This window comes from Limnohabitans sp. Rim8 (assembly GCF_945901735.1).
In the GTDB taxonomy this organism is placed as follows: domain Bacteria; phylum Pseudomonadota; class Gammaproteobacteria; order Burkholderiales; family Burkholderiaceae_C; genus Limnohabitans_A.
Window position 1 is genome coordinate 91,739 of sequence record NZ_CAMDLM010000008.1, and the last position, 25,894, is coordinate 117,632.

At 58.2% G+C, this 25,894-nt stretch carries 24 protein-coding genes and 2 pseudogenes; 7 read left to right on the forward strand and 19 right to left on the reverse strand.

Features of this window, described 5'->3' with window-relative positions; translation table 11 throughout:
* Nucleotides 1–6 precede the first annotated feature (6 nt).
* From Q0O99_RS05945 to Q0O99_RS05955, 3 genes and pseudogenes are all read left to right on the forward strand, one after another.
* Nucleotides 7–495 (forward strand): (2Fe-2S)-binding protein, encoded by a 489-nt coding sequence (locus Q0O99_RS05945; protein ID WP_293749532.1) that lies wholly within the window; start codon nucleotides 7–9, stop codon nucleotides 493–495.
* Nucleotides 492–4,169, forward strand: a complete 3,678-nt coding sequence (locus Q0O99_RS05950) for a molybdopterin cofactor-binding domain-containing protein (RefSeq protein WP_293749534.1) — start codon at nucleotides 492–494, stop codon at nucleotides 4,167–4,169. Before Q0O99_RS05945 ends, Q0O99_RS05950 begins: the two co-directional genes overlap by 4 nt.
* Before the next feature lie 111 nt (nucleotides 4,170–4,280).
* Nucleotides 4,281–6,080: pseudogene (locus Q0O99_RS05955) on the forward strand (carboxyl transferase domain-containing protein); the annotation flags it as partial.
* Nucleotides 6,081–6,121: 41 nt separating this feature from the next.
* Here Q0O99_RS05955 and Q0O99_RS05960 read toward each other — a convergent pair.
* The 3 genes from Q0O99_RS05960 to Q0O99_RS05970 form a co-directional block, all read right to left on the reverse strand.
* On the reverse strand, nucleotides 6,122–6,739 hold the full coding sequence (locus tag Q0O99_RS05960; protein ID WP_293749535.1) for a BON domain-containing protein: 618 nt from the start codon (nucleotides 6,737–6,739) through the stop codon (nucleotides 6,122–6,124).
* Entirely contained in the window at nucleotides 6,740–7,324 is a 585-nt protein-coding gene (locus Q0O99_RS05965) for an SIS domain-containing protein (RefSeq protein ID WP_293749538.1), read from the reverse strand. It abuts the gene before it with no gap.
* A gap of 93 nt (nucleotides 7,325–7,417) precedes the next feature.
* Nucleotides 7,418–7,807, reverse strand: coding sequence for a YraN family protein (locus Q0O99_RS05970; RefSeq protein WP_293749540.1), 390 nt, complete (start codon nucleotides 7,805–7,807; stop codon nucleotides 7,418–7,420).
* Between the two features lie 14 nt (nucleotides 7,808–7,821).
* On the opposite strand from Q0O99_RS05970, the gene rsmI reads away from it, so the two are divergent.
* Genes rsmI through Q0O99_RS05990 form a run of 4 tightly spaced genes read left to right on the forward strand, consistent with a single transcriptional unit; the run spans nucleotide 7,822 to nucleotide 10,375 of the window.
* Nucleotides 7,822–8,724, forward strand: a complete 903-nt coding sequence (gene rsmI, locus Q0O99_RS05975) for a 16S rRNA (cytidine(1402)-2'-O)-methyltransferase (protein WP_293749589.1) — start codon at nucleotides 7,822–7,824, stop codon at nucleotides 8,722–8,724.
* Between the two features lie 40 nt (nucleotides 8,725–8,764).
* Nucleotides 8,765–9,166, forward strand: coding sequence for a glycerate kinase (locus Q0O99_RS05980; protein ID WP_293749542.1), 402 nt, complete (start codon nucleotides 8,765–8,767; stop codon nucleotides 9,164–9,166).
* 48 nt (nucleotides 9,167–9,214) lie between these two features.
* Nucleotides 9,215–10,165 (forward strand): branched-chain amino acid transaminase, encoded by a 951-nt coding sequence (locus Q0O99_RS05985; RefSeq protein ID WP_293749544.1) that lies wholly within the window; start codon nucleotides 9,215–9,217, stop codon nucleotides 10,163–10,165.
* 3 nt (nucleotides 10,166–10,168) lie between these two features.
* Nucleotides 10,169–10,375, forward strand: coding sequence for a zinc-finger domain-containing protein (locus tag Q0O99_RS05990; protein WP_293749546.1), 207 nt, complete (start codon nucleotides 10,169–10,171; stop codon nucleotides 10,373–10,375).
* 31 nt (nucleotides 10,376–10,406) lie between these two features.
* Here Q0O99_RS05990 and wbaP read toward each other — a convergent pair whose 3' ends face one another.
* From wbaP to Q0O99_RS06070, 16 genes and pseudogenes are all read right to left on the reverse strand, one after another.
* On the reverse strand, nucleotides 10,407–11,780 hold the full coding sequence (gene wbaP / locus Q0O99_RS05995) for an undecaprenyl-phosphate galactose phosphotransferase WbaP (protein WP_293749548.1): 1,374 nt from the start codon (nucleotides 11,778–11,780) through the stop codon (nucleotides 10,407–10,409).
* Between the two features lie 289 nt (nucleotides 11,781–12,069).
* Nucleotides 12,070–12,990 (reverse strand): glycosyltransferase, encoded by a 921-nt coding sequence (locus tag Q0O99_RS06000; protein WP_293749550.1) that lies wholly within the window; start codon nucleotides 12,988–12,990, stop codon nucleotides 12,070–12,072.
* Entirely contained in the window at nucleotides 12,990–14,105 is a 1,116-nt protein-coding gene (locus Q0O99_RS06005; protein ID WP_293749551.1) for a glycosyltransferase, read from the reverse strand. Before Q0O99_RS06005 ends, Q0O99_RS06000 begins: the two co-directional genes overlap by 1 nt.
* Nucleotides 14,098–15,204 carry a non-hydrolyzing UDP-N-acetylglucosamine 2-epimerase gene (wecB, locus tag Q0O99_RS06010; RefSeq protein ID WP_293749553.1) on the reverse strand — a complete coding sequence of 369 codons (1,107 nt, stop codon included), beginning with the start codon at nucleotides 15,202–15,204 and terminating at the stop codon, nucleotides 14,098–14,100. Before wecB ends, Q0O99_RS06005 begins: the two co-directional genes overlap by 8 nt.
* A 5-nt stretch (nucleotides 15,205–15,209) precedes the next feature.
* Nucleotides 15,210–18,143, reverse strand: a complete 2,934-nt coding sequence (locus Q0O99_RS06015) for a glycosyltransferase (RefSeq protein ID WP_293749554.1) — start codon at nucleotides 18,141–18,143, stop codon at nucleotides 15,210–15,212.
* Nucleotides 18,140–19,498: an ABC transporter ATP-binding protein gene (locus tag Q0O99_RS06020; RefSeq protein ID WP_293749556.1), complete on the reverse strand. Its 1,359-nt coding sequence runs from the start codon at nucleotides 19,496–19,498 to the stop codon at nucleotides 18,140–18,142. Before Q0O99_RS06020 ends, Q0O99_RS06015 begins: the two co-directional genes overlap by 4 nt.
* Nucleotides 19,488–20,309 carry an ABC transporter permease gene (locus Q0O99_RS06025; protein ID WP_293749558.1) on the reverse strand — a complete coding sequence of 274 codons (822 nt, stop codon included), beginning with the start codon at nucleotides 20,307–20,309 and terminating at the stop codon, nucleotides 19,488–19,490. The genes Q0O99_RS06020 and Q0O99_RS06025 overlap by 11 nt, the downstream gene beginning before the upstream one ends.
* A gap of 16 nt (nucleotides 20,310–20,325) precedes the next feature.
* Nucleotides 20,326–20,697: a type II toxin-antitoxin system VapC family toxin gene (locus Q0O99_RS06030; RefSeq protein ID WP_293749560.1), complete on the reverse strand. Its 372-nt coding sequence runs from the start codon at nucleotides 20,695–20,697 to the stop codon at nucleotides 20,326–20,328.
* Nucleotides 20,694–20,888, reverse strand: coding sequence for a type II toxin-antitoxin system VapB family antitoxin (locus Q0O99_RS06035; RefSeq protein WP_293749561.1), 195 nt, complete (start codon nucleotides 20,886–20,888; stop codon nucleotides 20,694–20,696). The genes Q0O99_RS06030 and Q0O99_RS06035 overlap by 4 nt, the downstream gene beginning before the upstream one ends.
* A 65-nt stretch (nucleotides 20,889–20,953) precedes the next feature.
* Nucleotides 20,954–21,505 (reverse strand): dTDP-4-dehydrorhamnose 3,5-epimerase, encoded by a 552-nt coding sequence (gene rfbC, locus Q0O99_RS06040; protein WP_293749563.1) that lies wholly within the window; start codon nucleotides 21,503–21,505, stop codon nucleotides 20,954–20,956.
* 1 nt (nucleotide 21,506) lies between these two features.
* Nucleotides 21,507–21,734 (reverse strand): annotated as a pseudogene (locus Q0O99_RS06045) (type II toxin-antitoxin system RelE/ParE family toxin); the annotation flags it as partial.
* A gap of 5 nt (nucleotides 21,735–21,739) precedes the next feature.
* Nucleotides 21,740–21,997, reverse strand: coding sequence for a ribbon-helix-helix domain-containing protein (locus tag Q0O99_RS06050; protein WP_293749564.1), 258 nt, complete (start codon nucleotides 21,995–21,997; stop codon nucleotides 21,740–21,742).
* A gap of 265 nt (nucleotides 21,998–22,262) precedes the next feature.
* Nucleotides 22,263–23,579, reverse strand: coding sequence for a HAMP domain-containing sensor histidine kinase (locus Q0O99_RS06055; RefSeq protein WP_293749566.1), 1,317 nt, complete (start codon nucleotides 23,577–23,579; stop codon nucleotides 22,263–22,265).
* 4 nt (nucleotides 23,580–23,583) lie between these two features.
* Nucleotides 23,584–24,285 carry a response regulator transcription factor gene (locus Q0O99_RS06060; RefSeq protein WP_293749567.1) on the reverse strand — a complete coding sequence of 234 codons (702 nt, stop codon included), beginning with the start codon at nucleotides 24,283–24,285 and terminating at the stop codon, nucleotides 23,584–23,586.
* Nucleotides 24,270–24,446 carry a hypothetical protein gene (locus tag Q0O99_RS06065; protein WP_293749568.1) on the reverse strand — a complete coding sequence of 59 codons (177 nt, stop codon included), beginning with the start codon at nucleotides 24,444–24,446 and terminating at the stop codon, nucleotides 24,270–24,272. The genes Q0O99_RS06060 and Q0O99_RS06065 overlap by 16 nt, the downstream gene beginning before the upstream one ends.
* Before the next feature lie 68 nt (nucleotides 24,447–24,514).
* Nucleotides 24,515–25,870 carry an MFS transporter gene (locus tag Q0O99_RS06070; RefSeq protein WP_293749570.1) on the reverse strand — a complete coding sequence of 452 codons (1,356 nt, stop codon included), beginning with the start codon at nucleotides 25,868–25,870 and terminating at the stop codon, nucleotides 24,515–24,517.
* Nucleotides 25,871–25,894 lie beyond the last annotated feature (24 nt).

Sequence of the window (25,894 nt, forward strand, 5' to 3'; positions counted from 1 at the left end):
CTCGCCATGACCGAAGCCTTTGTCCAAGTCAATCAGGTCCGGCATGCCTTGACCGAGACCACGCGCCGTGCCAACTTGTTGCATGTGCTGCGCAATGATCTGCAGCTCAACGGCCCGAAATACGGCTGTGGCTTGGGCGAATGCGGTTCTTGCACGGTGTGGGTGGACGGGGTGGCTGCGCGGGCCTGCGTGATCCCTGCGCATGGGGTCGCCGGGCGCAGCATCACCACGCTCGAGGGCTTGCCCGCATTGCATGGGCAAACGGGTGCCTTGCACCCGGTACAACAAGCCTTTGTCGATGCCCAGGCTGCCCAGTGCGGTTATTGCCTCAATGGCATGGTCATGATGGCCGCGGCCTTGCTGGCCCGAAATCCGAACCCGAGTGAGGCCGATGTGCGCAGAGAGTTGTCCGGCAATCTGTGCCGCTGCGGCACACACCTAGAAATCATCCAGGCGGTGCTGTTGGCTGCCCAGCGCATGGGCCAGTCGACATGACACGCCGAGCCGAACTGCCAAAGCGGCGCGCTGATTTTCATGCAGCACAAGGCGTGTTGCTCATCACGCGTGAGCCGCCACCCCCGCCGCCGCCCGTCAAAGGCCAACCCTCGGCGGTGCCGGGCAATCCGGCCGAGGGTGTGGAGATTTTGTTGGCCGTGTGGGACGACGGCAGCGTGACAGCCCTGAATGGGCATGTGGACCTGGGCACGGGCATTCGCACCGCGCTGTCTCAGTTGGTGGCCGATGAACTGGATGTGGCGCTGTCCCAAGTGCACACAGTGCTGGGCAGCACCACGCTGGCCCCCAACCAGGGGGCCACGATTGCCAGTGCCACGCTGCAAATTCATGCCGTGCCTTTGCGCGCCGCTGCGGCGCAGGCCCGGGCTTGGTTGCTGGCTCAGGCGGCCGTTGCGCTGGGTGTTCCGGCCGATGACCTGCTAGCGCAAGACGGTGTGGTGTCCTCGCGTTCGGACCCATCACGGCACTGCCCCTATGGCCAGCTGCTGCAGGCACAACACGTCGCGCTGACTTTGGCGCTGGCGACCCCTTTGAAGCCTGTCAGCGAGCACCGCCTCATCGGCCAGAGCGTGCAGCGGGTGGACATTCCGGCCAAGGTCAGCGGTGAGCAGGTGTTTGTGCACGACATGCGTGTGCCTGGCATGCTGCACGGGCGCGTGGTGCGGCCTCCATATGCCGGGGCTGACCATGGTGACTTCATCGGCAACACGTTGGCGTCGGTGGACGAGTCTTCCATCGCGCACATCCCCGGTGTGCGTGCGGTGGTCGTGATCCGTGATTTTGTGGGGGTGGTTGCCGAGCGCGAAGAACAGGCCGAGCAAGCCATGCGCGAGTTGCGCGTGCAATGGAAAGACTGGCCCGGACTGCCTGAACTCGGCGATGTTGAGCAAGCCTTGCGCAACAACCCGTCCACCCAGCGCCGACTGGTGGACGAGGGCGATGTGGACGCTGCACTGGCCCAGGCGTCGCAGCATTTGTCGCGCACTTATGTGTGGCCCTACCAGCTGCACGGCTCGATTGGCCCGTCTTGTGCCGTGGCGCTGTGGCAGGGTCAAGCGCCGGATGCGGCTGATGCGGCAGATCCAAACCAACCTGGCCTGATCGTCTGGGCGGGCACGCAAAACCCGCATGTGCTGCGCGCTGACCTGGCACGGCTCATGGGCCTGGCCGACACCGCCATCGATGTGGTCCGCATGGAAGCGGCCGGTTGCTATGGTCGCAACGGTGCCGACGATGTGGCCGCCGATGCCGCCTTGCTGGCCCGCGCCGTGGGGGCACCGGTGCGGGTGCAACTCACGCGCGAACAAGAACATGCCTGGGAGCCCAAGGGCGCAGCCCAGCTGATGGATGTGCGCGGCGGGCTGAACGCCGATGGTTCGGTGGCGGCCTATGATTTTGAAACCAGCTACCCCTCCAACGGAGCGCCCACTTTGGCGCTCTTGCTCACCCGCACGGTGGAGCCACTGGCGCAAGCCTATGAAATGGGTGACCGCACCGCACGCCCCCCCTACGACTACACCCACCTGCGGGTCAGTGTGAACGACATGGCCCCGATTTTGCGGGCCTCATGGCTGCGCGGTGTGTCGGCCTTGCCCAACTCGTTTGCGCACGAAAGCTACATCGACGAGTTGGCAACGGCTGCCGGGGTAGACCCGGTCGAATTCCGTTTGCAGTACCTCAAAGATCCGCGCGCTGCCGAGCTGCTGGCGACCACCGCCGAGCGCGCTGGATGGCAGGTGCGCACAGCACCCCGGCAGCAAGCTGTGGCCGGCACCAACGGTGAGGTGGTTCGGGGCCAAGGCGTGGCCTATGCGCGTTATGTGCACAGCAAATGGCCGGGCTTTGGCGCGGCCTGGGCGGCCTGGGTGGCCGATGTCGAGGTCAACCGGCGCACGGGCGAGGTGCATGTCAGCCGTGTGGTGGTGGGCCATGACGCCGGCATGATGATCAACCCCGCTGGCGTGGAACACCAAATCCACGGCAACGTGTTGCAAACCACCAGCCGCGCATTGCATGAGCAAGTGCAGATCGAACCGCTCAAAAACACCGTGGCCACACAGGAGTGGGGCAGTTACCCGATTTTGAATTTCCGTAACGTGCCGGTGGTCGAAGTCGTCACCCTGCCCCGCCAGCACGAAGCGCCTTTGGGTTCGGGCGAGTCGTCGTCGGTGCCCGGCACGGCGGCCATTGCCAATGCGATTTTTGACGCCACCGGTGTGCGCTTTCGGGAGCCACCATTCACCCCCGAGCGGGTGCGTGCGGCCTTGCACGGCGACGCCCCCCCCACCGAGTCGCCCACGCCCCAACCCACACGTGCACCCACGGTGATGCCGCAAGGCGTGCGCTGGCCCCAGCGCTGGCCGGTCTGGTCGCGTGCGGGGGCGGTTTTGCTGGGGGTCTTGGGCACCGCTTTGGCGCTGCTGGGCGGGCGGGCGGCCATTGCGCCGGTCGCCTTCAGCCCTGGCACTTTGTACACCGCCGAAACCATTGAGCGGGGCCGTCAACTGGCGGCAGCCGGGGACTGCGTGGTGTGCCACACCGCACCAGGCGGCGTGTCCAACGCCGGGGGCCGCGCCATGAGCACGCCTTTTGGCACGGTCTTCAGCACCAACCTCACACCCGACCCTGAGCACGGCATCGGCCGGTGGTCCTTCAGTGCCTTTCAGCGGGCCATGCGCGAGGGCATCTCGCGCGATGGGCGGCATCTGTACCCGGCCTTTCCTTTCACGTCGTTTGCCAAAATGAGCGACGACGATCTGATGGCGATTTATGGCTACCTGATGGCCCAGCCTGCCGTGGCGTCGGCGCCGCCCACCACCTCGCTGGCCTTTCCTTTCAACCAGCGGGCCTTCATGGCGACCTGGAATGGCCTGTTTCTCGATGCAAAGCCCTGGGTGCCCGCTCCGGACCGGTCTGCCGAATGGAACCGCGGTGCCTATCTGGTCAATGGTGTGGGCCACTGCGGTGCTTGCCACACGCCGCGCAACGCCTTGGGCGCAGAGCGCAGCGGCCAGGCATTTTTGAGCGGCGCCATGGTGGACGGCTGGGAAGCCCCGGCTCTGACGGCCTTGTCGCGTGCGCCCGTGCCTTGGAGCGCTGAAGAGCTGTTCCGCTACCTGCGCCATGGGCACACCGAACACCATGGCATGGCCGCAGGCCCCATGGCCCCGGTGGTGCAGCAACTGGCCCAGGTGCCCGACAGCGACATCCGCGCCATGGCCACCTATTTGGCCAGCTTCAACCCGCCCGAGACCGACAGCGCCAGCCTGGCTCGCCAGGTGGTGCAACAAGCGGCCGAGCAGCGCACCCGGCTGGTGGGCAGCACCGGTCAGCGTTTGTTTGATGGCGCTTGCAGCGCCTGCCACCACGAAGGCGACGGCCCCAAGCTGTTGGGCGTCAACCGGCCTTTGGCACTGAACACCAACTTGCACAGTGAGCGGCCAGACAACCTGCTGCGCGTGATCCTGGATGGCGTGCAAGAGGTGCCGGGGCCACAAGTGGGCTTCATGCCGGGTTTCCGCCATGCGCTCAACGACCAGCAAATCGCCGATCTGGCGCGTTACATGCGCCAGCGTTATGCCCCGAGCCAGCCCGCCTGGACAGGGCTTGATCAAGCTGTGGCGCGGGTGCGCAGCGCCACCAGCGGGCACTGACCCGCCATGCTGGCGGCCCTTGGGCTGCCGGGCATGAAAAGGCCGCGCCCATTGTCCCGAACTTGACCGTTTGCCCTTCGGGGCGCGCCGCACAATGGCCGAATGCAAGACATTCGATCCCCCCTTCAAGCGCAAGTGGTGCAGTGGCTGGTGGCCGCCGGTGATGCCGTGGCCACGGGCGATGTGCTGGTGATTCTGGAAGCCATGAAAATGGAGCACGAAATCCGTGCCCCCCATGCCGGGCGCTTGGCCGAGCTGTTCTTCCAGGCGGGCGAGACGGTGGGGGATGGCGATGTGCTGGTGACATTGGCGCCTTTGTCTGAGTCTGTGGCCAGCGCCGTGCCTGATCAGCCCCAGCTTGATGAACCGCCGGTGGCACCTGCCGAACGGGCTGACCTGAAAAAACTGCAAGACCGCCTGGCTTTCACGCTCGACGCACAGCGCCCCGAAGCGGTGGCCAAGCGCCACGCCAATGGCCTGCGCACTGCCCGCGAAAACATCGCCGATCTGTGTGACGCGGGTTCGTTTGTGGAATATGGCGCTATGGCCGTGGCCGCGCAAAGCCGCCGCCGCAGTGCCGAGGATCTTGTGCGCAACACGCCCGCCGACGGCATGGTCACCGGCATCGGCTGCATCCACGGCCAGCGCGTGGTGGTCATGGCCTACGACTTCACCGTGCTGGCCGGCACGCAAGGCATGCGCAACCACCAAAAAACCGACCGTATGTTGGGCATCGCTTTGCAAAACAAGTTGCCTGTGGTGCTGTTTGCCGAAGGCGGCGGGGGACGACCTGGGGATGTCGATGTCGCCATCGTCGCGGGCCTGAATCTGGCCACTTTCGCCTCGTTTGCGCGTCTGAACGGCCGGGTGCCGGTGGTGGGCGTGGTGGCGGGGCGCTGCTTTGCGGGTAACGCGGCCTTGTTGGGCTGCTGCGACGTGATCATTGCGACGGCAGACAGCAACATCGGCATGGGTGGCCCGGCCATGGTTGAAGGCGGGGGCCTGGGTGTCTTCAAGCCCGAACAGATTGGCCCCAGCGCCGTGCAGCACGGCAACGGCGTGATTGACATCCTGGTGGACAACGAAGCGCAGGCGGTATCGGCAGCGCGGCATTACCTGTCGTGTTTTCAGGGTGCGCAAACCGAATGGCACGCCCCACCCGCCGAAGCCCTGCGCCATGTGGTGCCCGAAAACCGCCTGCGCGTGTACGACACCCGCGCCGCCATGCAGGGCATTGCCGACGAAGGCAGTCTGTTGCCTTTGCGCACCGGCTTTGGCGCGGGCATCCACACCGCGCTGGCGCGCATCGCGGGGCGCCCGGTGGGCCTCATGGCCAACAACCCGCTGCACCTGGGCGGCGCGATCGACGCCGACGCCGCCGACAAAGCCGCCCGCTTCATGCAGCTGTGCAACGCGCATGGCTTGCCGATGGTGAGTTTGGTGGACACGCCCGGCTTCATGGTCGGGCCGGACACCGAAGCCACGGCGCAGGTACGCCATGTTTCGCGCATGTTTGTGGCGGCCGCGCACCTGCGGGTGCCACTGCTGAGCGTGGTGCTGCGCAAAGGCTATGGCCTGGGCGCGATGGCCATGACCGGCGGGGGCTTTCATGAAACGCTGGCCACTGTGGCCTGGCCCACAGGCGAGTTTGGCGGCATGGGCCTGGAAGGGGCTGTGCGCTTGGGTTACCGCAAAGAACTGGAGGCCCTGCCCGAAGGCCCCGAGCGCGAAGCGCTGTTTGAGCAGCTGCTGGCGCAGCAATACGACAACGGCAGCGCCATCAACATGGCGGCCACCTTAGAGATTGATGCGGTGATTGATCCCGCCGCCACGCGGGAGTGGTTGGTGGCGGGTCTGGAAGCCGGGCGCGTGAAGCCCTCTGATGGCAGCTTGGCCATAGAAACCTGGTGAGGCGGTCGACCAAGACGGCGCGCCGGCTGACATCGGACCGATTACTGGGTCGGACGGCTCAGGCGCTGAAGCTCTTGCTCGGGAATTTCTTCAAATACGCGCACCACCTTGGCCACACCGCTCATGCCGCGGGCGATGTCCGTGGCGCGTTTGGCCTCGCGCGCAGTCACGCGGCCCATCAGATAGACGATGCCGCGCTCGGTCACCACCTTGAAGGCGTTGACCTGCAGATCTTTGGCGTCCACAAAGGCCGCTTTGATCCTGCCGGTGATGACGATGTCCTTGGAGCGCTGGGTCAGTGAACTGACGGGCATCACCGTCAAATCGTTCACCACCGCGTTCACGTTTTCCTGGCTCGACGCGAGTTTTTCGGCGCGCTCCTTGTCCGCAGCGGTGCGCACCTCGCCACTGAGCAGCACTTGGCGGTTGAAGCTGGTCACGTTCAGGTGGATGCGATCGCCCATTTCTTGGCGCACGGCGCTGGCCACTTTGATCTCAATGCTTTCGTCTTCGACCTGGGTGCCCGTGGTGCGGCGGTCAGTGGCCACCACACCGGTCATGACAGCGCCCCCCACGATCAAAGGTGCGCAAGCACTCAGGTTGGCCAAAGTGGCCAGCATCACGGCACTGTAGACCACTGTTTGAAGTTGACGTTTCATTTAATAAGACTCCTGTTCACCCAACAACTGGGTGTCAATGCCATCACACAAACAGTGCAGCACCAACTGCTGCACCTCGCGAATTCGGGCCACGCGCTCATGGGGCACGCACACGTGCACATCGGTCTCGCGCAGTTGGCTGGCCAATGCGCCGCCTTGGTGACCGGTGAGTGCCACCACACTCATTTCACGCTCGTGCGCGGCCTGCACCGCCTGCACCAGGGTGTTTTCAGTCCCATGGGCGCTGATGAGAAAGAGCACATCCCCGGTGTGGCCCAAGGCACGCACCTGGCTGGCCACAGCCTGCTCTTCGGGCCACAAAGTGGCCATCTGGGCATCGGCCGACAAGGCCATGGCCGACAGGCCCGGTCTTTCTCGCTCAAAGCCGCCCACCAGCAACCCCGCCAAATATTGCGCCAGACCTGCCGATGCACCCAGCCCAGCCGTCAGCACCTTGCCGCCACCGGTCACGCAGGCCAAAACGGCCTGAACGGCCGAATCAACAGGCTTGGCCAAGCCATCGGCCACCTGGTAGTGCAGATCGGCACTGTCGATGAAATGCTGTTGAATGCGCAGGTCTAACATAGGCCGGGATGATAACCCCGTCAGCCCGGTTCAGCCCGCGCCTTAGCCCGGAATGTCGGGGCTAAAGCCACCGACCTACGGGAAACCGGAACGCTAGCTGGCGTCAAAGGCCGCCTGCAGCCACTGCGGCCCGGCGGCATCCAGGGCCACCACATCAAAGCGGGCCGGCGGCAACTGACGCCAGCTGAGCAGGTAATGCCGGGCTGCAAACACAATGCGCCGTTGCTTGACATGGCCGATGGTGGCGGCCGCACCGCCAAAGTCACTTCGGCTGCGTTGCCGCACCTCGACAAACACCACGGTGCCGTCTGGACTTTGCATGATCAGGTCTATTTCGCCCCCGCCTCGGCCGGGGGTCCGATAATTGCGCTGCAACAACCGCAAGCCGCGTGCTTGCAAAAAGGCCAGCGCCTCGTCTTCGCCCGCATCACCCCGGGCTTTGGCCGAGGGCTGACCCACTTTGTCTTTTTTGAGGAATTGCATTGACTCCGTCTCCCTTGTCTGCCTCGTTTGCCAACGCCCTGGCGGCTGCGCACGAAGCCGCTGGTGCACAAAACCACCCGGCCAGCACACTGTATGTCGTGGCCACCCCGATTGGCAACCTGGCCGACATCAGCCTGCGTGCCTTGCATGTGCTGTCCAAGGTGGACGTGGTGGCCTGCGAAGACACCCGCCACACCCAGCAATTGCTGCGCGCCTATGGGCTGGACCGTCCGGGCAGCCAACTGCTGGCGGTGCACCAGCACAACGAAGCCGAAGCGGCGCATAACGTACTGGAGCGCTTGGGGCAAGGCCAGCGCGTGGCTTATGTGAGCGATGCGGGCACGCCCGCTATCAGCGATCCAGGGGCCCGGCTGGTGGCCGCCGTGCGTCAAGCCGGGTTTCGGGTCATGCCCTTGCCCGGGGCCAGCAGCGTGACCACCGCCCTGAGCGCAGCGGGCATGACCGGTGACGGCGGCTTTGTGTTTGCGGGTTTCCTGTCCAGCAAAGCCACCGAGCGGCAACTGGCCGTGCAAAAGCTGGCCCAAGAAAGCCGCGCCGTGGTGCTGCTGGAGGCACCGCACCGCATCGAAGCCCTGGCCCAGGCGCTGGCGCTGCTGGGCCCGCGCCGCGTCACGCTGGGGCGCGAGCTGACCAAGCAATTCGAGCAAATCGAGACCCTGCCCGCGCAAGATTTGAGCGCCTGGCTGGCCGAAAAGCCCGAGCGCCTGCGGGGTGAATTTGTGCTGGTGCTGCACGACGCGCCGGTAGACGACGCCACGGGCGAAGGCCTGCGGGTCTTGCAGCTGCTGCTGCCCGAATTGCCCCTCAAAACAGCGGTCAAACTGGCGGCCGAGATCTCGGGCGAATCCAAAAACACCTTGTACGATCAGGCCTTGGCCCTGAAAAAATCCAGCTGATGGCGCACCCAGTCGCGCCAGCAAGGCACAATCGGCCCCCATGAATTTCACCCGAATCCTCACCCTCACCGCCATCGCCGCCCTGACCGTTGGGGCTTGGCATGCCTTTGGATGGCCGGGCATCGCCCTGGCCGTGGGCGGCATTGTCATGTGGGTGCTGCTGCACTTCACGCGCCTGCTCACCATCCTCAAAAAAGCCGCCGATCGCCCGATCGGCCATGTGGCCAGTGCGGTGATGCTCAACGCCAAGCTGAAAAAAGGCGCGACCTTGATGCATGTGATCGCCATGACCCGCGCCTTGGGCGAGCTGAAAACCGAAAAAGACGCCCAACCCGAGGTGTACCGCTGGACCGACACTGGCCAGTCGAGCGTGAGCTGCACTTTTGTGGGCGGCAAGCTGACCGAATGGACGCTGCAGCGGCCCGAGCAGGTCAGCCCTTAAAATCTCCCTTTTGCACTGTTTAATGCCCCTTCTTCAAAGGACACTTTCATGAGCGTTGTCATCCCCTCCATGTCAGACCGTGACGGCAAAATCTGGATGGACGGCCAGATGGTCGATTGGCGCGACGCCAAGATCCATGTGCTGAGCCACACCCTGCACTACGGCTGCGGCGCTTTTGAAGGCGTGCGCGCCTACAAAACCGAGCAAGGCACCGCCATCTTCCGCCTGCAAGAGCACACCGAGCGGCTGTTCAACAGCGCCAAGATCTTGCGCATGAATATCCCCTTCACGCAAGGGCAGGTCAACGAAGCCCAGCGCGCCGTGGTGCGCGAGAACAAGTTGGAGTCGGGCTACATCCGCCCCCTGACCTGGATTGGTGACAAGAAGCTGGGCGTCAGCCCCAAGGGCAACACCATCCACCTGATGGTGGCCGCCTGGACTTGGGGGGCCTATTTGGGCGAAGAAGGCCTGAAGCGCGGCATCCGCGTGAAGACCAGCAGCTACACCCGCCACCACGTCAACATCACCATGACGCAAGCCAAGGCGGTGAGCAACTACACCAACAGCATCTTGGCCAACATGGAAGTGACCGACGAAGGTTACGACGAAGCCCTGTTGCTCGACACCTCGGGCTTTGTGTCTGAAGGCGCGGGTGAGAACATCTTTGTGGTGAAAAACGGCGTGATCTACACGCCCGACCTGTCGGCCGGCGCCCTGAACGGCATCACCCGCAACACGGTGTTCCACATTGCCAAAGACTTGGGTTTAGAGATCGTGCAAAAGCGCATCACCCGCGACGAGGTCTATATCGCCGACGAAGCGTTCTTTACGGGCACCGCCGCCGAAGTGACCCCAATTCGCGAACTTGACCGCATCGAGCTGGGCAAGGGCGATTACGTGGGCAGCCGCGGCCCCATCACCGAGAAAATCCAGAGCGCCTTCTTTGACATCGTCAACGGCCGCAACCCCCAATACGCCCACTGGCTGACCCAGGTTTGACCCATGAGCAACGCGACTGTTGAACTGCTGACCGCCGACCTGAACCCCCAGGGCGGTGTGTTTTGCCCCAGCCCCAAGGCTGACATGAAAATCTGGAACAGCCACCCCAAGGTGTACCTGGACGTGGCCAAATCCGGCCAGGCCAAGTGCCCCTATTGCGGTACGGTTTACAAACTCAAAGCCGGCGAAGTGGTGGGCCACCACCACTGACCCAGACTGGCACAAGTCAGGGCTACAGGCTTCAATATGCGCCGTCCTTGTTCAGCACCACGCGTATTGTTTTGAACATAATCGCAATGTCATACCACAGGGACCAGTTCTTCACGTACCAAGTGTCCAGGTACACCCGGGTCTCATAGCTGGTGTCGTTGCGTCCGCTGACCTGCCACAGGCCTGTCATGCCTGGGCGCACCATCAAAAAGTAATCAACATCGTCGCCATAACGTGCCAGCTCGGCGCGGATCACAGGGCGGGGGCCCACCAGGCTCATCTCGCCGCGGATCACGTTGAACAACTGCGGCAGCTCGTCCAGGCTGGTGCGGCGCAAAAACTGGCCGATGGGTGTGATGCGCGGGTCGTTGCGCAGCTTGAACTCGCGCTCCCACTCGGCGCGTGCGGCCGGGTCATTGGCCAGCAGTTCGCGCAAGCGCTCTTCGGCATCTACCTGCATGGTACGGAACTTGAAGCACGGAAACACCTTGCCCGATTGCCCCACCCGCTGGTGCGCAAACATGGCCGGGCCGCCGTCGCGCCGAATGCGCAAGGCGATGTAGAGCAAAGGCAAGGCCCCCAACACCAGCAGCACCAAAGCCGCGAACAAGTCGAATACCCGCTTGAGCAAGCGAGCGGGCCAATAGCGCAAGTTGTTGCGCAACTTGAGCATCGCCACCTCGTGCGAGAAGAAATACGACATGTCGGTGCCAAACAAAGGCACACCCCGCATGGCCGGCACCACGCTCACGTCTTCGGCCTTCCAGTGCGCCAAGCGCCGCAGCAAGTCTTCGCGCAAATCGTTTTGACCGTGCTCCAAAGCTAGCACAAACTGCACGCCGGGCACTTGGGCCCACTGCTTCAGCTTTTTTGTCAATGCCGTTGAAGCCTGGGCTGCATCGATGAACTCCACCACTGCAAAACCCAAAGCCGGCTCGCTGTTCAGGGCGGCCACCGCCTCGTGCGCATTGGGCCCATTGCCCACGATCAAGGTGGGGCGCTGCCATACGCCCGCACGCCGCATCAGCGACCTCGCCAAGCCCCGGCCCAGCGGCACACACAGCATGGCCAACGGCCACACCAGGGCCCACCACAAACGCGAAGAGTTCCAGCGCGTCAGGGCCAGAACCGCCAAATCAAGCACGGCCAACACCAGCAAAGCGATCATCGTCTCGCCCAACTCAGACCAAAAAGGTTTGCGGTCGCTGTAATGGCGAAAGCGCACCAAAAAGAAACCCAAGCCCACACCCGCTACACCCAGCCAAGCCCAATACCGCTGCACATCCTGCGTCACCAACCACTGCGCATTTGGGGGCTCAGCCCACAACTGCGCCAGCAGTGCCGCCAGCAGCCCCGATACCAGCAAGGCCACCACATCAACCCCTAGTAAAACCGCCTTGGTCATGCGGATCTGCAGCGGGCTTAATCGTCGCCAGATTTGACTTTTCTTATCCAACACATCCACCCCAAATAACAAAAAAGCCGGTCTAACCGGCTGTTACTGTTCGCAAAATACACATCTCTACAACTGCCTGACAACGACAGTGTATGTTGGCCATTGATGCCGGCAAACTTGTAGATTCATCACAGCTCGGCAACACCTTCAATGTCCAAACTCACATCGACAGACTTGGTCAAGGATGTCTGTTTGATTGCCCCGCTGTTCAAACGACAGGATGATCTGCCTTGGCTGCTCAGCCCCAAAACCCCTTGTGCATGCTACACCAGCGCTTGAACCACAAAGGCCAATGCGACTCCAAACGCCCCAGGCGGTAACCGATCAGTTTGGCAGCCGTGCGCACCAGCGCCGACGGAATCCACCCTGGGGCATGACGCCACAAATAAGCCAGCTCAGATCGCACAAAGCGCAATCCCTCGCCACCGGCAGAACCGAACTCAGCCAAAAGCCAAGGGCTTCGTGCATGGAAGACGCCGGTATCGAAATACCGGCGGAACTCTTGCATCACGCTGTAATTGTGCGAGTGGTAGGCACAAGCATCGGCCACATAAGCCACCGACTTGCCCGCCATGAGCAAGCGCGCCGCGACCGACATGTCCTCGCCCAAAATCACATCGGACGGGAAGCCCCCCACCGCCTGCAGATCTGCCACACGGTAGGCCGCGAAAGAATTGGACATGAAACAGGCCTTGAGGCCCAGCCTTGCCTTGTCGGCCAGGCTGACTACACGGGATTCTGCGGGGTAATTGAACAAGCGGGCATGCGCCGCCACGGGCGTAGCATCGGTATGGGGCAACTGCTTGCCGTATACACAGGCCACCGAAGGGTTTGCAAACACCGACACTAAGCGCGAGATGGCGTGTGGGTCTGAGAGCAAGGCGTCTTGCGTCGTGAACACCACTACATCTGTGCCAGCCGGCAAATGTGAAAGCGCCATATTGCGGGTGCCGCCGTGGTTGAAGTCTGAAGCCGCAATAGGCTGCAACTGCCAGCCCTGAGGTAAATCGGAAAAGGTGGTGCCGTCGGTGGAACCAGAGTCCACCACCACGCCGATCAGCGCCACACCCCCAGCCAAAGCCTGCGCCTGCACTGCAGCCAGCCACCGAGGCCACAGGGTGCCGGGGTTTCGGGTGGGGACAACAAGACCTGTTCGCATTACGTGTTGAAAGCGAGCAACTTCTCTTTTTGTTGAGTAAGCCAGTTTTGATAACTACTTTGCCATTTTTTCTGTGCATTCTCCGAGGCGCTTTCGAATGCACTTTTATACAGGCGCGTAGATGCAAACCAAGCCTGTAATGATTCATACCCATCCTCAATCACCCAACCAGTTTCGCCTTCCACAACATCCTTGGCATAGGGCGTATTGGCTGACATCAATACAGGCAACCCTAATGCAAGGTGCTCAAAAAACTTATTGGGTGCAGCATAGCGGTGCAAGGGCTTGCTTAAATAATAAAGGGAGCAATATACGTCTACGCCTCGCGTAAGCCCAGGCAGATCAGCCGGAAGATATTCACCTACAAATTCGATACGAGGACAAGATGCGCTGGCTTTACGAATAAAGGATTCCAATGCACCCCGACCGCCTACCTTGAAGCACACCGCTTCGTTTTCCATGGCCAGTTTTACAATGTCTTCCAGTCCACGATGGGTTTCAAGCGTTCCAAAGTAGCCAAAGGTCATGGCAGCCTGACCATTGGCATCTTTTAAAAATGTTCGAAGCTGTTGCATAAAAGGTAACAGCGGTACGTTTTCTACAATCTGCGCATTTGTTAAAGGTCTGCCATAAAGATCAAGGCGTGAGGAATGGGGCACCGTGACAACATCTGCATGCTTAGCCACCCACCACTCCAGCCAACGGAAAAATCGCTTCAGTGGAACGGGCTTTGCCAAATCAAACGGGTCCGCTACATCAAAGTGAACACGCGCACCGCGCAGCCTTGCCGCCAGCATGCCTGGAACAGCAGTTTCAAGGTCTACACACACCACAGTGTCGCCAGCAGACAATCGATGATACGCAAAGAAAAAAGCGGCAAATATGAATTTGCAATAGCCAAAAACAAAGCCCCAGTAACCAGTACTGGGGCGATTTTTCAGAATATTGCTGGCTTGATGTGCCGGATCTTTTGACCCCCAACAACCCCAAGACGTAGGGTGTGCAGAATATATCTGCCCCCACCTCACGGCACGTGAGTCAGCACCGTAGGGCAGTGCGCGCAAAATCAATATGCGTGCTACGACTGTCATTGCGCCAACCACAGCATCATTCACCAACGAAGTGTGCGCGCAAGGTTTGTACGATACGCTGCGCTGCCAATCCGTCTCCATAGGGCGACACACCTCGAGCCATGGCCTTGTAAGCATTTTCGTCATCGAGCAACTGCTGGGTCTCAGAAACAATGCGGTCGTAGTTGGGGCCAACCAGTTTGACCGCCCCTTGGTCTACGGCTTCAGGGCGCTCGGTTTCTTCACGAAAAACCAAGACAGGTTTACCAAGTGCTGGCGCCTCCTCCTGCACGCCGCCGGAGTCGGTCAGAATGATGTAAGAACGCTTCATCGCAGCAATAAAGCGTGCATAGTCCAGCGGCTCACAGAGGAAGAAGTTCGGTAGCGACCCCAGTAATTCGTATGCCACATCTTTGACGTTCGGGTTTGGGTGCACCGGGTATAGAAATTGAACGTCCTGGTTTTGCTCGGCTAAGGTGCGCAAGGCCCGGCAAATGTTACGAAAGGGTTCACCAAAATTTTCGCGGCGATGCGAGGTGACCAGGATCAAGCGCTTGTTTGCATCCAGTTCGATACCTACATTCAGGTCTTTGGCGGCAGTCATCAACAAAGCGTCGATCACGGTATTGCCAGTGACAACGATGTCTTCTTCGGCAACACCCTCTTTCAGCAGGTTTTGCTTAGAGCCTTCGGTCGGCGCCCAGTGCCAGCGCGCCAATTTACTGGCAATCACGCGGTTGGCTTCTTCCGGGAAGGGGTTTTGCATGTCCCATGTACGCAAGCCTGCCTCCACATGCCCAATGGGAATGCGATGGTAGAAACAAGCGAGCGCGACGGTCATAACGGTGGTGGTGTCACCTTGCACAAGCACGGCATCGGGTTTTTCGGACAGCAGCACTTCGTCCATTTCCAGCAGCAAGCGTGCCGCCAAGGTGGTGAGCGCTTGATTGGGACGCATGATGTTGAGGTCAATATCAGGCTCAATCCCAAAGAAGGCATTAACCTGATCGAGCATTTGCCTGTGCTGCGCTGTGGCAAGTACTCGCACTTGTGCCCAGGGTTCTTGTTGCAGTGCGAGGATGACGGGGGCCATTTTGATGGCCTCAGGGCGGGTACCTACTACACAAAGAATTTTCTTGCTCATTACTTTTATTGCCTGAATTCATGGGGAATCCATGCCCCCCACTTTGCCTCGTAAGTGGCCTTGTTTTTTTCAAACAAAGCCTGTCGTTCTGAACTGCGCAGTTTGTTGAAAGAGGCCGATAAATGATGATGAATAAACACATCTTCAGCACAATAAACACTCAGGCCAGCTTGTTCTATCCTGCGGCAATAGTCGTCATCTTCAAAAAATCCACGACCAAACGCTTCGTCCAGCGGGCCAATTTTTTCGAAGACTTCACGCCGCAGCATGACGCAGAAAAAGGCCGCTGTGCGCAAAGGCAACAACTGGCCAACGTGTGCGTGGGTGTAGCTGGCAGAACGCTGGAGCATCTGCGCCATGTCGTCATAAAAAATTTCAATACGCGCTTCGTTACCAATGTTGTTAGTCACTGGGCCAAGCAAACCTATGCTTGCGTCGCAACGCATATGGTTAACCATTGTGCGTACCCACCCTGGCGTAACATGGGTGTCGTTGTTGAGCATGACAAGGTACTTTCCACCGGCCAATGTAAGCCCTTGATTGTTGCCGGCAGCAAAGCCACGGTTGTCCTCGTTCAACACCAATTTGCGATTGAGCGCTTCTTTTGCCCACTCGGTTAACCAAGCTTGCGAACCATCACTAGAAGCGTTGTCAACCACAATGATTTCCATATTGGCGTAGTCACTGTAGGCGTCCAGACTGGCAAGGCACTTCTTGGTCAAGTCCAGATTGTTATAAGTGACCACCACAATGCTTACCAGGGGGTCATACGAGGCGTCCTCACTGGCCGCGATCAAAGCTTGTGCGCGATGTGCCCATGTCTGTTCTTGTGCAAAAGTCTGCCGGGTTTCGGGCGTACCAGAGTTATCAAGACTTTTCTTGATCTGAGCCACAAAATCGCTGGCGTCAGTGGCTACCGTGCAAACGGAGCCCATCTCGCGCACTTCAGGCAAATCTGTAGACACAACAGGCTTGCCCATGCTGAGGTACTCGTAGGCTTTAACAGGGTTTGTCGCCAAAGTCAGCGGAATCACCTTGAAGGGCAAAAGGCACACATTAAATGCGTGCGCGTAAGATGGCAATTGCTTGTATGGAATCTCGCCAAGGAATTTGACGTTTGTAAATGCTGACAACTTACGCTGCGCGCCTACTGTGTCTGCACCAATCAACACAATGGCGCAGTCAGGGAATGCTTGTGCAACCTTGCCCACCAAATCCACATCAAACCACTCGGCAATTGCACCGTAGTAACCAATGATGCGACGACCTTGCGGATCTTTGTAGATGTCGCCAGTGGGCGCTTTGGCAAAGTGTTCAAACTCTGTCGCATTGCGTATCAAGACATGACGGCTAGTTTTGCTGCCGACCTCGTTATCAAGCCACAAGGAGGTCGTCACCGTCAAATCCGCAGCTGCAAGCAAGGCCCGTTCGTGGGCGATCATTTCATCAGATACACCGCCGAAACCTTCGTGATGATCCATGCAGTCATACACCAAGCGGCTATTGGGCATCTGGGCGGCCAGCCCTGACCAGAAGGAGTGCTGTATCAAAGAGACAACCGAGGTCGATTGAGTCCACTCGAGCAAGCTCCCCATACTGAGAGTGAGTTGACTCATTTGGGCAGCAGTAGGTGGTTTGCCGTACACCGAGGGTGCACCTTGCAGGTGCAGGTGCAGATTGAACAACCGGCCACTTGAATCAAGTGATTCCAGCGCAAAGCCTGGCTCTGCATGGTCTACAAAATCGACTGAGATGTAAAAGACTCTGCGGCCAGTCTCCGCGATCTGGAGCGCTAACTGCTGCGGTCTCTGGTGACGGAAATGCCAGTCAATAACTGAAAAAACAAAGTAGTCAGGCTTGCCGACCTCGTTAGTTGCAAGTTCTGGCAATGATTCAGGTTTTTTCAAGTTCACCGATGCCACAGTTGCAACGCGAGCAAGAAAACGTCTCATGCGCTTGCCGATGCTTTGCCTAAGCTCATGCGATATAGGGAGCATGTGCCAGTAAGGTTTAACGATGATTGCGAGACGGTGAGTATCGTTTTTTGTCAGCCCGTATCGGGCAATCCGGCCAAGGAAACGCAGCGGTCTTGTTATTGCCCATGAATTGCTTGTCAGCATCGTTTGAAGCTGCATTTGTAGATGCTCGCGCACTACATCAGCACGAGCACGCTCATTTATCGCTAGATTACGCTCATTTATTGCCTGATCACGCTCGGCCAGTAATACACCATGATTCTCTCGCAAAAAAATTGAATCATCTCGCTCCAATGAAATATCTGATAACTTCAAATTCAAAGATTCCATCCATTCGGAATCTATATAAATCAAGATTATTTGCTCGCCAGGCCAATAGCTGGCCGGAATGTCTTTGCAATTAATAACTCGTGACCAAGCTAGATGAAATTTTCTTTTAATTACACTGGGGATATTTTCCGGAATAAATGTAAAAAAATGCTCATCAATTCTTTGATGCTCCTTGTATGGCAGCGCAAGAATTAATATTTTTTCCGCATGATTGGATATGTTATTTAAAATATCGAAAGGTTTGTGAAAATGCTCCAGCGTATTTGATGAAAAAACAATATCATATTTTAAATTTGAATTAAAACTCGGTTCCAGCCAGTTTTCAGCCAAAAATTTAATATCTGGATAACGTTTTTTTGCAATTTGGATTGCCGCCTCCGAAAAATCTATACCTGTAATCTGAATCGATGCTACATAGTCAGCCCAAACACTAGTTCCATCACCTTGAGCGCACCCCCAATCAGCAATGGTTAATTTATTGCCTTTTGCTTCATTCAATAGCCAATCGGGTATATTTTGAAGAGCAATGGTTGAAAAAAATCTTGACTGTGCCGGACCGTCAAACTGCTCCCAGTCTTCATTGAAGCGGCCATCCCAGTATCTTTGCGTATTTATTTCATCAGTATTTGTCATGGATGTGCCAATACCTGTTGATCGATTTGTGGTTGAAAAATTCCAAATATTTTTCTATTTGATAAAGTTTTAAAATATTGAATTCCCTCAATGTATTCATAGTAATGTATGCTGTTATGCTCTCTGCTTTCCAGTGCTACAACAAGCAAGTACTCTCCTTCAGCTAATATATTTATCATTGAAAAAACAACTTGGAAATTTTCACCTTCTGGTAATATCCTCACTTGAGAGTCATAAGTTGATGAAACAATCAAATCTGTACCTTTTAGGTCCTTTATGGATATTGCAACGCCGAGCGTGTTCCTTGGGATTGTTTTTGGTACTTTGACTTTTACATAAATTTTAAATGATTCGCTAAAGTTGAAAACGTCTTGTTCTTGGTTTTCGGAATTGGTGAGGTTGGAGCTCAATATCAAACCTTGATGCGATCCCCAATGCGCCAAATGTCTCGGATTTCTAATTGGCATAAATTTAATTGAATTGCTTATAATTTTTTCATTAAAATCTATATCATCTTTATTAGAAATAATATTATTTGCGAGTTGATTTTCAACTGCTTTTATTTTATCTTCGGCTGTATCGTCTAAATCAGGATCTTTAAAAATATATTCTGTGAATTTGCCGGTCACTGGGAAGACCTCACCCAAATCCATTAAGTGCCCAGCATGCAACCAAATAGCTTGTTGACATAGGGTTCGTACGGAGCCGACATCATGACTAACAAAAATTATTGTTGACCCAGAATTTTGAAGTTTCTTTATTTTCTTCATTGACTTGGCAACAAAACGAGCATCTCCAACAGCTAAAGCTTCATCAACCACTAAAACATCTGGTTCAACATGGGCCACAACCGAAAATGCTAAGCGAGCAAACATGCCACTGGAATAGGTTTTGACGGGTTGGTGGATGTGGTCGCCAATGTCAGCAAAGGCGGCAATCGCATCAAAGCGCTGATCGACTTCTTCTTTGCTCAGGCCATAAAGCGATGCCGCCATATAGACGTTTTCTACACCCGAAAATTCCGGGTTGAAGCCTGCCCCCAACTCCAGCAGCGCTGCCACGCGGCCATTGACTTTGACTTCGCCCCCCGTGGGGTTGAGCGTGCCGCAGATCATTTGCAGCAAGGTGGACTTGCCCGAGCCGTTGCGGCCAATGATGCCTACGGTCTCGCCTTTTTTGATCTTGAAGCTGACGTCTTTGAGTGCCCAGAATTCTTTGTAGTACTGCTTGCGTCCGCGCATCAGCATTTGCTTAAGGCGGTCGCTGGGCTTGTCATAGATCTGGTAGCACTTGCTCAAGGCATTGACTTCGATGGCGTATTCGGTGCTGTCTGGGGTGGTGTGTTCAGAGAACATCTGCAAATCCTTTGCGGGTCTTCTGAAACCAGGCAAAGCCCAGCAGGGCAAAACCTAGCGCTCCTGCTCCGTAGACGGCGAGCAAACTCAGGCTTGGCAGTTTTCCCCAATACATCAGGTCACGCGCCATTTCGATGGGGGCTGTCAGCGGGTTCATGAACATGAGCGGTTGGTAGGCGGCGGGCAGCGCAGATGCCGGATAAAAAATGGGCGTCAAAAACATCAGCACGGTGATGAGCACACCAATGATTTGGCCCACGTCGCGCAGGTACACCCCCAGCGAGGCCAGCGCCCAGCTCAGCCCCATGACAAACAGCACCAGTGGCACCAGCACCAGTGGCAGCAGCAGCACATGCCAATGCGGTACGCCAAAGAGCAGCCCATATGCCACCAGCCAAACACCCAAGCTGACCACAAACTGAAACAAGGCGCTGCCCATGCTGACCCAAGGCAGCACTTCTAAGGGGAAGACGACTTTCTTGACGTAGTTGACGTTGGCCAGTATCAAGCCGGGGGCTCGGCTGATGCATTCAGAAAACAGGTTGAAGATCATCAGGCCGGCAAACAAGACCAATGCGAATTCGGTTTTGGAGTCGCTGCCGCCAGCTCCCCAACGGGCCTTGAAGACAACGCTGAACACAAAGGTGTAGACCGCCAGCATGAAGATGGGGTTGGCCAGCGACCAGAAGATGCCGAGCATGGAGCCTTTGTAGCGGCCCACGACTTCACGGTGAATCAGGTTTCGGATCAAGCCTTTGTTGCGCCAAAGGCTGGCGACCATCTCGCGGGGAGATGCGGAGAAGTTTTGCATTGTTGTTGTTTATTCTTCAGTGAACGGGTTCAGCCCATACGCAATTGAGCGTTTGAGCAATGCCGTGCAGTCTTTTATCGCGGGTCCAAAGCTTCACACCTGAGATCAATGCACTGGCACAGAGGTGAGCATCGATGTAGCCAATGCCTTTGCCCATGAGGCCCTTACTTTCAATGAAGTGCATGACTTCATGATCAAGGGCGGATTTCACCGGGGGCAGACCTTGCAGCAGTTCAATCACTGTTTGTCGGTTCTTCAAGTTGCCACAAGCCAATTCCCCCACCACAAAAGGATGGGTTGCCACTTGTGTTTGCATCAGTGACTGAACCAACAATGGCTCGCCCTGGCGCAAGTGGTCCACCCAAACGGAGGTGTCAACCAAAATCATGTGGCCGATTGTTGCCTAGGGATGGACATCAGCTGGGGTTCAGTGCCGCCAAGTTGCGCGAGGCGATGGGCGCTTTCGCGCTGCACCAGCGCCAAAAGTGCTTCTCTCAGCAGTTGAGTGCGCTCTGTCAGGCCACTGATTTTCTGGGCTTGAGCCAGCAATTGATCGTCCAGTGTCAATGTTGTGCGCATGGCTTGGGTCCTTTGGGCATCAAAAAACGAATCATTTTATTCTTCAATTGATGCTTTGTGCAATATCAGGCAAACACCTCAGCCTGCGCCAGCGTCAAACCTGCTTGGTCTTTGGCCGACAGCTGCGGCGTCAGGCCTTGGGGCCAGGTGATGCCAATGGCCGGGTCGTTCCACGCGATGCAGCGCTCGTGCGCGGGGGCGTAGTAGTCGGTGGTTTTGTACAAGAAGTCCGCGGTGTCCGACAGGACCACAAAGCCGTGGGCAAAGCCTTGCGGAATCCACATTTGTTTGTGGTTGTCTTCGGTCAGCTCTACCCCGGCCCATTGGCCAAAGGTGGGGGAGCTTTTGCGGATGTCCACCGCCACGTCAAACACCGCGCCGCGCACCACGCGCACCAGCTTGCCTTGGGCTTGTTGCAGCTGGTAGTGCAGGCCGCGCAGCACGCCGCGGGCGCTGCGGCTGTGGTTGTCTTGCACAAAGTTCACATCCAGACCGGTGACTTGCTTGAAGTCTTGCTGGTTGAAGCTTTCAAAAAAGAAGCCTCGGCTGTCGCCGAACACTTTGGGCTCAAGGATGAGCAAGTCGGGGATGTGGGTGGGGGTGACGGTGTAGGGCATATCAGTTTGGCACGCTGTTGTCGGAGTCGTCTTGGAGCATCGTCTCGTAATCTTGACCGCCGTAAAAAACGCCCAAAATAAAAACCTCTTCAGGGGTGACTGCAAAAGCGATCACGGCTCTTTTGTTGTAGTGAGTTGTTCGCAAGCTTGGCCGTACGTCGTCGCGTTGATTGCCACGTTGCGGGAAAGTGGAAAGACTTTCACAGTAACTGACGATGCCATGGGTGTAGCCGGTCACGCTGGCTTGTTGAAACGGTTGGCCAGATGTGATCGAACTTGACCACGAGAAGGGTCTGCCTGGAGGGCATCGTAAGCGGACCCAACTTGCTGGTGCAACCAACTTTCTACGGCTCTTTCACTGGCCATAAGCGCTCGCAGGCCTTCTCGGATCACTTCACTTTCACTGGCGTAATCGCCAATTCGAACTCTGGCCTTGACCGCATCGGCCATGTCGTTCGGCAAGGTGATACTCATTTGTTGTGTTGTTCGCATGGGTACGCCCGGTTATGAAAGGGGATTGAATCCTACTAAGCAACAAGGACTTCGTCCATGAATAGCCTGCTCTTGCAGGCTACCGCAGCCCCAGCGTCTTTGATGAACGGGGGCTGGCGGGCTTTTCCTGTCGAAACTGGCTTTGTGAAGCGATTTTCGGGATGCTTGTTCGCAGAAATTGGGTTTTCAACGCCAAATTAAAGCGAATGAGAATTTTAGACTTAATTACATTAACTAAAACTGACAAGTCATACATCCACCATAATTAATTTGATAAATTATCAAGACCATCTGTTAGTTTCACCACAAAAACAGCCCCACCGCCGGGTTGGGCGAGACATTCGGCGTTGCCGCCATGCCGCTCGGCGATGCTTTTGACCAAGGACAGGCCCAGGCCAACGCCGCCGACCTGTTCGCTGGCGCCTGGCAGTCTAAAAAAGGGTTCAAAGATGCGTTGCCGCCAGGCTTCGGGGACGCCAGGGCCGCGGTCACTGACACTCATCACCACGCCTTCGGGGCTGGTGTGCAGGCGCAACACGACTGCATCCGTCTGCACGCTGGCCCCATAGCGCCGCGCATTTTCCAGCAGGTTGCGCACCATGCGCCGCAGCAGTTTGGCCACGCCGGGCACTTCGAGTTGGGCCAGGCCTTCGGCCACGTCAAATCTGGCCCCGACCCGGGCGCACTCTTCGGCGCACAAGCCCACCAGGTCCACCGCCTCCACGGTGCCGATGTCAGCTTCTTTGGCATCGAGGCGACTGGCCAACAAAATCTCGTCGATCAGCTGGTCCAGCTCGGCCATGTTGCGCAAGATTTCGGCACGGGTGCGTTGCTGCAATGCGGCGTCGGCGCGGGGGCCGTCCACCAGCTCCAGCCCCATGCGGATGCGTGCCAGTGGCGAACGCAACTCGTGCGAGGCGTTGGCCAGCAAAGATTTTTGCGAGGCCATCAGGCCTTGGATGCGCTCGGCCGCCGCGTTGAAGCGCTCGGACAAATCGGCCACTTCGTCGTCGCCTTGCACGGGCATGCGCACCGACAAATCGCCCTCGCCCCAGCGCTGCACGCCGCGCTGAAGACCTTCTAGCCGCTGCGTGAGCCTGCGCACCACCGGGTACAGGCCCAGCGCCACAGCCAGACCAATCAGACCCAGCATCCAGAAAAAACCCGAAGGCTTGGCCCACCAGGGCATTTCCTTGCGCAAATGGTGGGGTACGCGGCCGTCCGGGCCTGGGCCCACACCGGGGATGCCAGGCATACCTTGCATCGCGGAGGCACGGGGGCGCTCACCAGCACGCTCGCCGCTGCGCTGCACTTGCAGCGCCAGGGTCTGTCCATCGGGCAAAGGCACCTCAAAAACCAAAGGCGCACCAGGCCCGGCCCGGGTGGTGCTGTCCAACACGTCGCCTTGGGCGTTCAGTACCACCCATTCACGCGGGGCAGGCGGCGCGGCATGGTGCTCGACCGTGGCCCGCCAGGCCCAGCCCACCACCAGCATCGACAGAGTCACCACACCCACAACCGCCAACCAGATGCGAAGGTACAGGTGGCGTGTCCAGTGACGCGAGAATGCTTGGATCGGCATGGGCTCAGTCTTGCTGGCGGGCAAACACATAGCCCACACCGCGCACGGTGAGGATGCGTTGGGGTGCTTTGGGGTCGACCTCGATGGCGGCGCGGATGCGGCCCATGTGCACGTCGATGGACCGGTCAAACGCTTCAAGTTCGCGGCCGCGCACAGCTTCCATGATTTGGTCGCGTGTGAGTACGCGGCCTGCGCGTTCGGCCAAGGCCACCAGCAGGTCGTATTGGTGCGAGGTCAGCTCGCAATCTTGCCCCTTGACGCTGACGCGGCGGGCGTCGCGGTCGATTTCGAGCGAGCCAAATTGCATGAGTTGAGTTGGCGTGTCGTGCACAGGGTTCTTGCGCCGCAAGATGGCTTTGATTCGGGCCAGCAATTCGCGGGGCTCAAAGGGCTTGGGCAAATAATCGTCGGCCCCCATTTCCAGGCCGATGATGCGGTCCATCGGATCGCCTTTGGCGGTGAGCATGAGCACCGGCACCTGCCCCAAAGCGCCGGGCAGGGTGCGGATGCGCTGACACACCTGCAGGCCATCCATGTCGGGCAGCATCAGGTCGAGGATGACCAGGTCAACGCCCGCGCTTTGCAAGCGGGTCAGGCCACTTTGCGCGTTGGGCGCATGACTGACGCCAAAACCGTTTTGCCCCAAATAGTCCGCCACCATGCCCGCCAAGCGCACATCGTCTTCGATCATCAAGATTTGTTGCATGGATTGATCATCGCCTTTTTGTAAGCGTTGTACGTGTCGGTTTTGTAAATCTGGGTAAATACGAGTGTGCCCACCCATTTATCCAGCCATTTCAAACCTGACCGCCAGTTGTAGGTCGATGGCTTCAGCCCCGACATTGCGGTCTTCAGCGTGGGCTGCATGTCGGGGCTGAAGCCGCCGACCTACGGGATACCGGTGAACAAAATTCAAACTTAAGCAGGCCGGACCTTCAAGGCCGAGGTAGCTGGGTTTTGGCGTGCACCCGCGATGCCAGTGCCACCAACACGAGCACTGGCAAACCCAGCCAAGCGGTGGCGGTGAAGAAGCTGGCATAGCCATGCGCATCCACATAATCGCCCGAAAACCCGGCGATGAACTTGGGCAGCAGCAGCATCATGGAGCTGAGCAGCGCGTACTGCGTGGCCGAATAGCTGATGTTGGTGAGCGAGGACAAATAAGCGATGAACGCGGCAGACGCAATGCCACTGGCCAGGTTGTCGGCCGAGATGACCCAGACCAGGGCCTGCACGTCGTGCCCCACGCCGCTGAGCCAGACAAACAACAAATTGGTGAGCGCACTCAAGGCCGCACCCAGCATGAGCACGCGCATGACGCCCAGCCGCGCCGACAGCACGCCGCCCACAAACGCCCCGACCAAGGTCATGATGACGCCGTAGAGCTTGGTCACGCTGGCCACCTCGCTTTTGGTGAAACCCATGTCCACATAAAACGGGTTGGCCATGATGCCCATCACCACGTCGCTGATTCGGTAAACGGCAATCAGCGCCAACAGAAGCACCGCCTGCCAGCGGTATCGAAGCCAAAAATCAGCAAAGGGCTCGACCACAGCCCCTTTGAGCCACTCGGCCACATTGCGCGCAGGCTTAAAGGGCGCGGGCACAGGCTCAGGTGAGGCCATGACCACCCACATGCCCGGCAGCATGCTCAGCGCCATGACCAAATACGCCGCTTGCCAGGCGGACTGCACATAGCCTGTGACTTGCTCGCCCTGGGCCCAGGCCGCCACCCACAACACCCCCGCCCCGGCCCAAATCATGGCCAAGCGATAACCTGTTTGGTAACTGGCCGCCAAAGCCGCTTGGGCATTCACCTCGGCCGACTCAATGCGGTAAGCGTCCAGTGCGATGTCTTGCGTGGCCGAGGCGATGGCCACAGCCAAAGCACATGCCACCAAGGGGCCGAGCAGTTGCGAAGGATCGTTCAATGCCATGCCCACCAAACCTCCTGCAATGACGATTTGTGACAACAGCAACCAGCTGCGTCTGCGCCCCAAACGCTTCGTCAACAATGGAATCGGCAGGCGGTCTACCAAAGGAGCCCACATCCATTTCACGCCATAAGCCAAACCCACCCAGCTGAGGTAACCAATGGTGCTGCGGTCAATCCCTGCTTCGCGCAATCTGAAACTGAGAGTGCCCAAGACCAGCAGCAACGGCAGCCCTGCAGCAAAACCCAAAGCCAGCATGCGAAGACTGGCGGGTTGCAAATACAGTTGCAGGGCTTCGCGCCAAGTGCGCACGGTACTTGGCACGGGCAGATCGGAAGTGTTGGGGTGATGGACCATACCGCCATTATCGAATGAGGAACT

What these genes read in the sequence shown, in the direction of transcription:
- Q0O99_RS06050 (WP_293749564.1), bottom strand. Translation starts at nt 21,997, where the DNA reads ATGCGAACAACACAACAAATGAGTATCACCTTGCCGAACGACATGGCC.
- Q0O99_RS06035 (WP_293749561.1), bottom strand. Translation starts at nt 20,888, where the DNA reads ATGCGCACAACATTGACACTGGACGATCAATTGCTGGCTCAAGCCCAG.
- Q0O99_RS06020 (WP_293749556.1), bottom strand. Translation starts at nt 19,498, where the DNA reads ATGTTCTCTGAACACACCACCCCAGACAGCACCGAATACGCCATCGAA.
- wecB (WP_293749553.1), bottom strand. Translation starts at nt 15,204, where the DNA reads ATGAGCAAGAAAATTCTTTGTGTAGTAGGTACCCGCCCTGAGGCCATC.
- Q0O99_RS05970 (WP_293749540.1), bottom strand. Translation starts at nt 7,807, where the DNA reads ATGCAATTCCTCAAAAAAGACAAAGTGGGTCAGCCCTCGGCCAAAGCC.
- Q0O99_RS06030 (WP_293749560.1), bottom strand. Translation starts at nt 20,697, where the DNA reads ATGATTTTGGTTGACACCTCCGTTTGGGTGGACCACTTGCGCCAGGGC.
- Q0O99_RS05980 (WP_293749542.1), top strand. Translation starts at nt 8,765, where the DNA reads ATGAATTTCACCCGAATCCTCACCCTCACCGCCATCGCCGCCCTGACC.
- wbaP (WP_293749548.1), bottom strand. Translation starts at nt 11,780, where the DNA reads ATGACCAAGGCGGTTTTACTAGGGGTTGATGTGGTGGCCTTGCTGGTA.
- Q0O99_RS05960 (WP_293749535.1), bottom strand. Translation starts at nt 6,739, where the DNA reads ATGAAACGTCAACTTCAAACAGTGGTCTACAGTGCCGTGATGCTGGCC.
- Q0O99_RS05950 (WP_293749534.1), top strand. Translation starts at nt 492, where the DNA reads ATGACACGCCGAGCCGAACTGCCAAAGCGGCGCGCTGATTTTCATGCA.
- Q0O99_RS06060 (WP_293749567.1), bottom strand. Translation starts at nt 24,285, where the DNA reads ATGCAACAAATCTTGATGATCGAAGACGATGTGCGCTTGGCGGGCATG.
- Q0O99_RS06065 (WP_293749568.1), bottom strand. Translation starts at nt 24,446, where the DNA reads ATGCAGCCCACGCTGAAGACCGCAATGTCGGGGCTGAAGCCATCGACC.
- Q0O99_RS06055 (WP_293749566.1), bottom strand. Translation starts at nt 23,579, where the DNA reads ATGCCGATCCAAGCATTCTCGCGTCACTGGACACGCCACCTGTACCTT.
- Q0O99_RS05945 (WP_293749532.1), top strand. Translation starts at nt 7, where the DNA reads ATGACCGAAGCCTTTGTCCAAGTCAATCAGGTCCGGCATGCCTTGACC.
- Q0O99_RS06015 (WP_293749554.1), bottom strand. Translation starts at nt 18,143, where the DNA reads ATGACAAATACTGATGAAATAAATACGCAAAGATACTGGGATGGCCGC.
- Q0O99_RS05990 (WP_293749546.1), top strand. Translation starts at nt 10,169, where the DNA reads ATGAGCAACGCGACTGTTGAACTGCTGACCGCCGACCTGAACCCCCAG.
- Q0O99_RS05965 (WP_293749538.1), bottom strand. Translation starts at nt 7,324, where the DNA reads ATGTTAGACCTGCGCATTCAACAGCATTTCATCGACAGTGCCGATCTG.
- rfbC (WP_293749563.1), bottom strand. Translation starts at nt 21,505, where the DNA reads ATGCCCTACACCGTCACCCCCACCCACATCCCCGACTTGCTCATCCTT.
- Q0O99_RS06070 (WP_293749570.1), bottom strand. Translation starts at nt 25,870, where the DNA reads ATGGTCCATCACCCCAACACTTCCGATCTGCCCGTGCCAAGTACCGTG.
- Q0O99_RS06000 (WP_293749550.1), bottom strand. Translation starts at nt 12,990, where the DNA reads ATGCGAACAGGTCTTGTTGTCCCCACCCGAAACCCCGGCACCCTGTGG.
- Q0O99_RS05985 (WP_293749544.1), top strand. Translation starts at nt 9,215, where the DNA reads ATGAGCGTTGTCATCCCCTCCATGTCAGACCGTGACGGCAAAATCTGG.
- Q0O99_RS06025 (WP_293749558.1), bottom strand. Translation starts at nt 20,309, where the DNA reads ATGCAAAACTTCTCCGCATCTCCCCGCGAGATGGTCGCCAGCCTTTGG.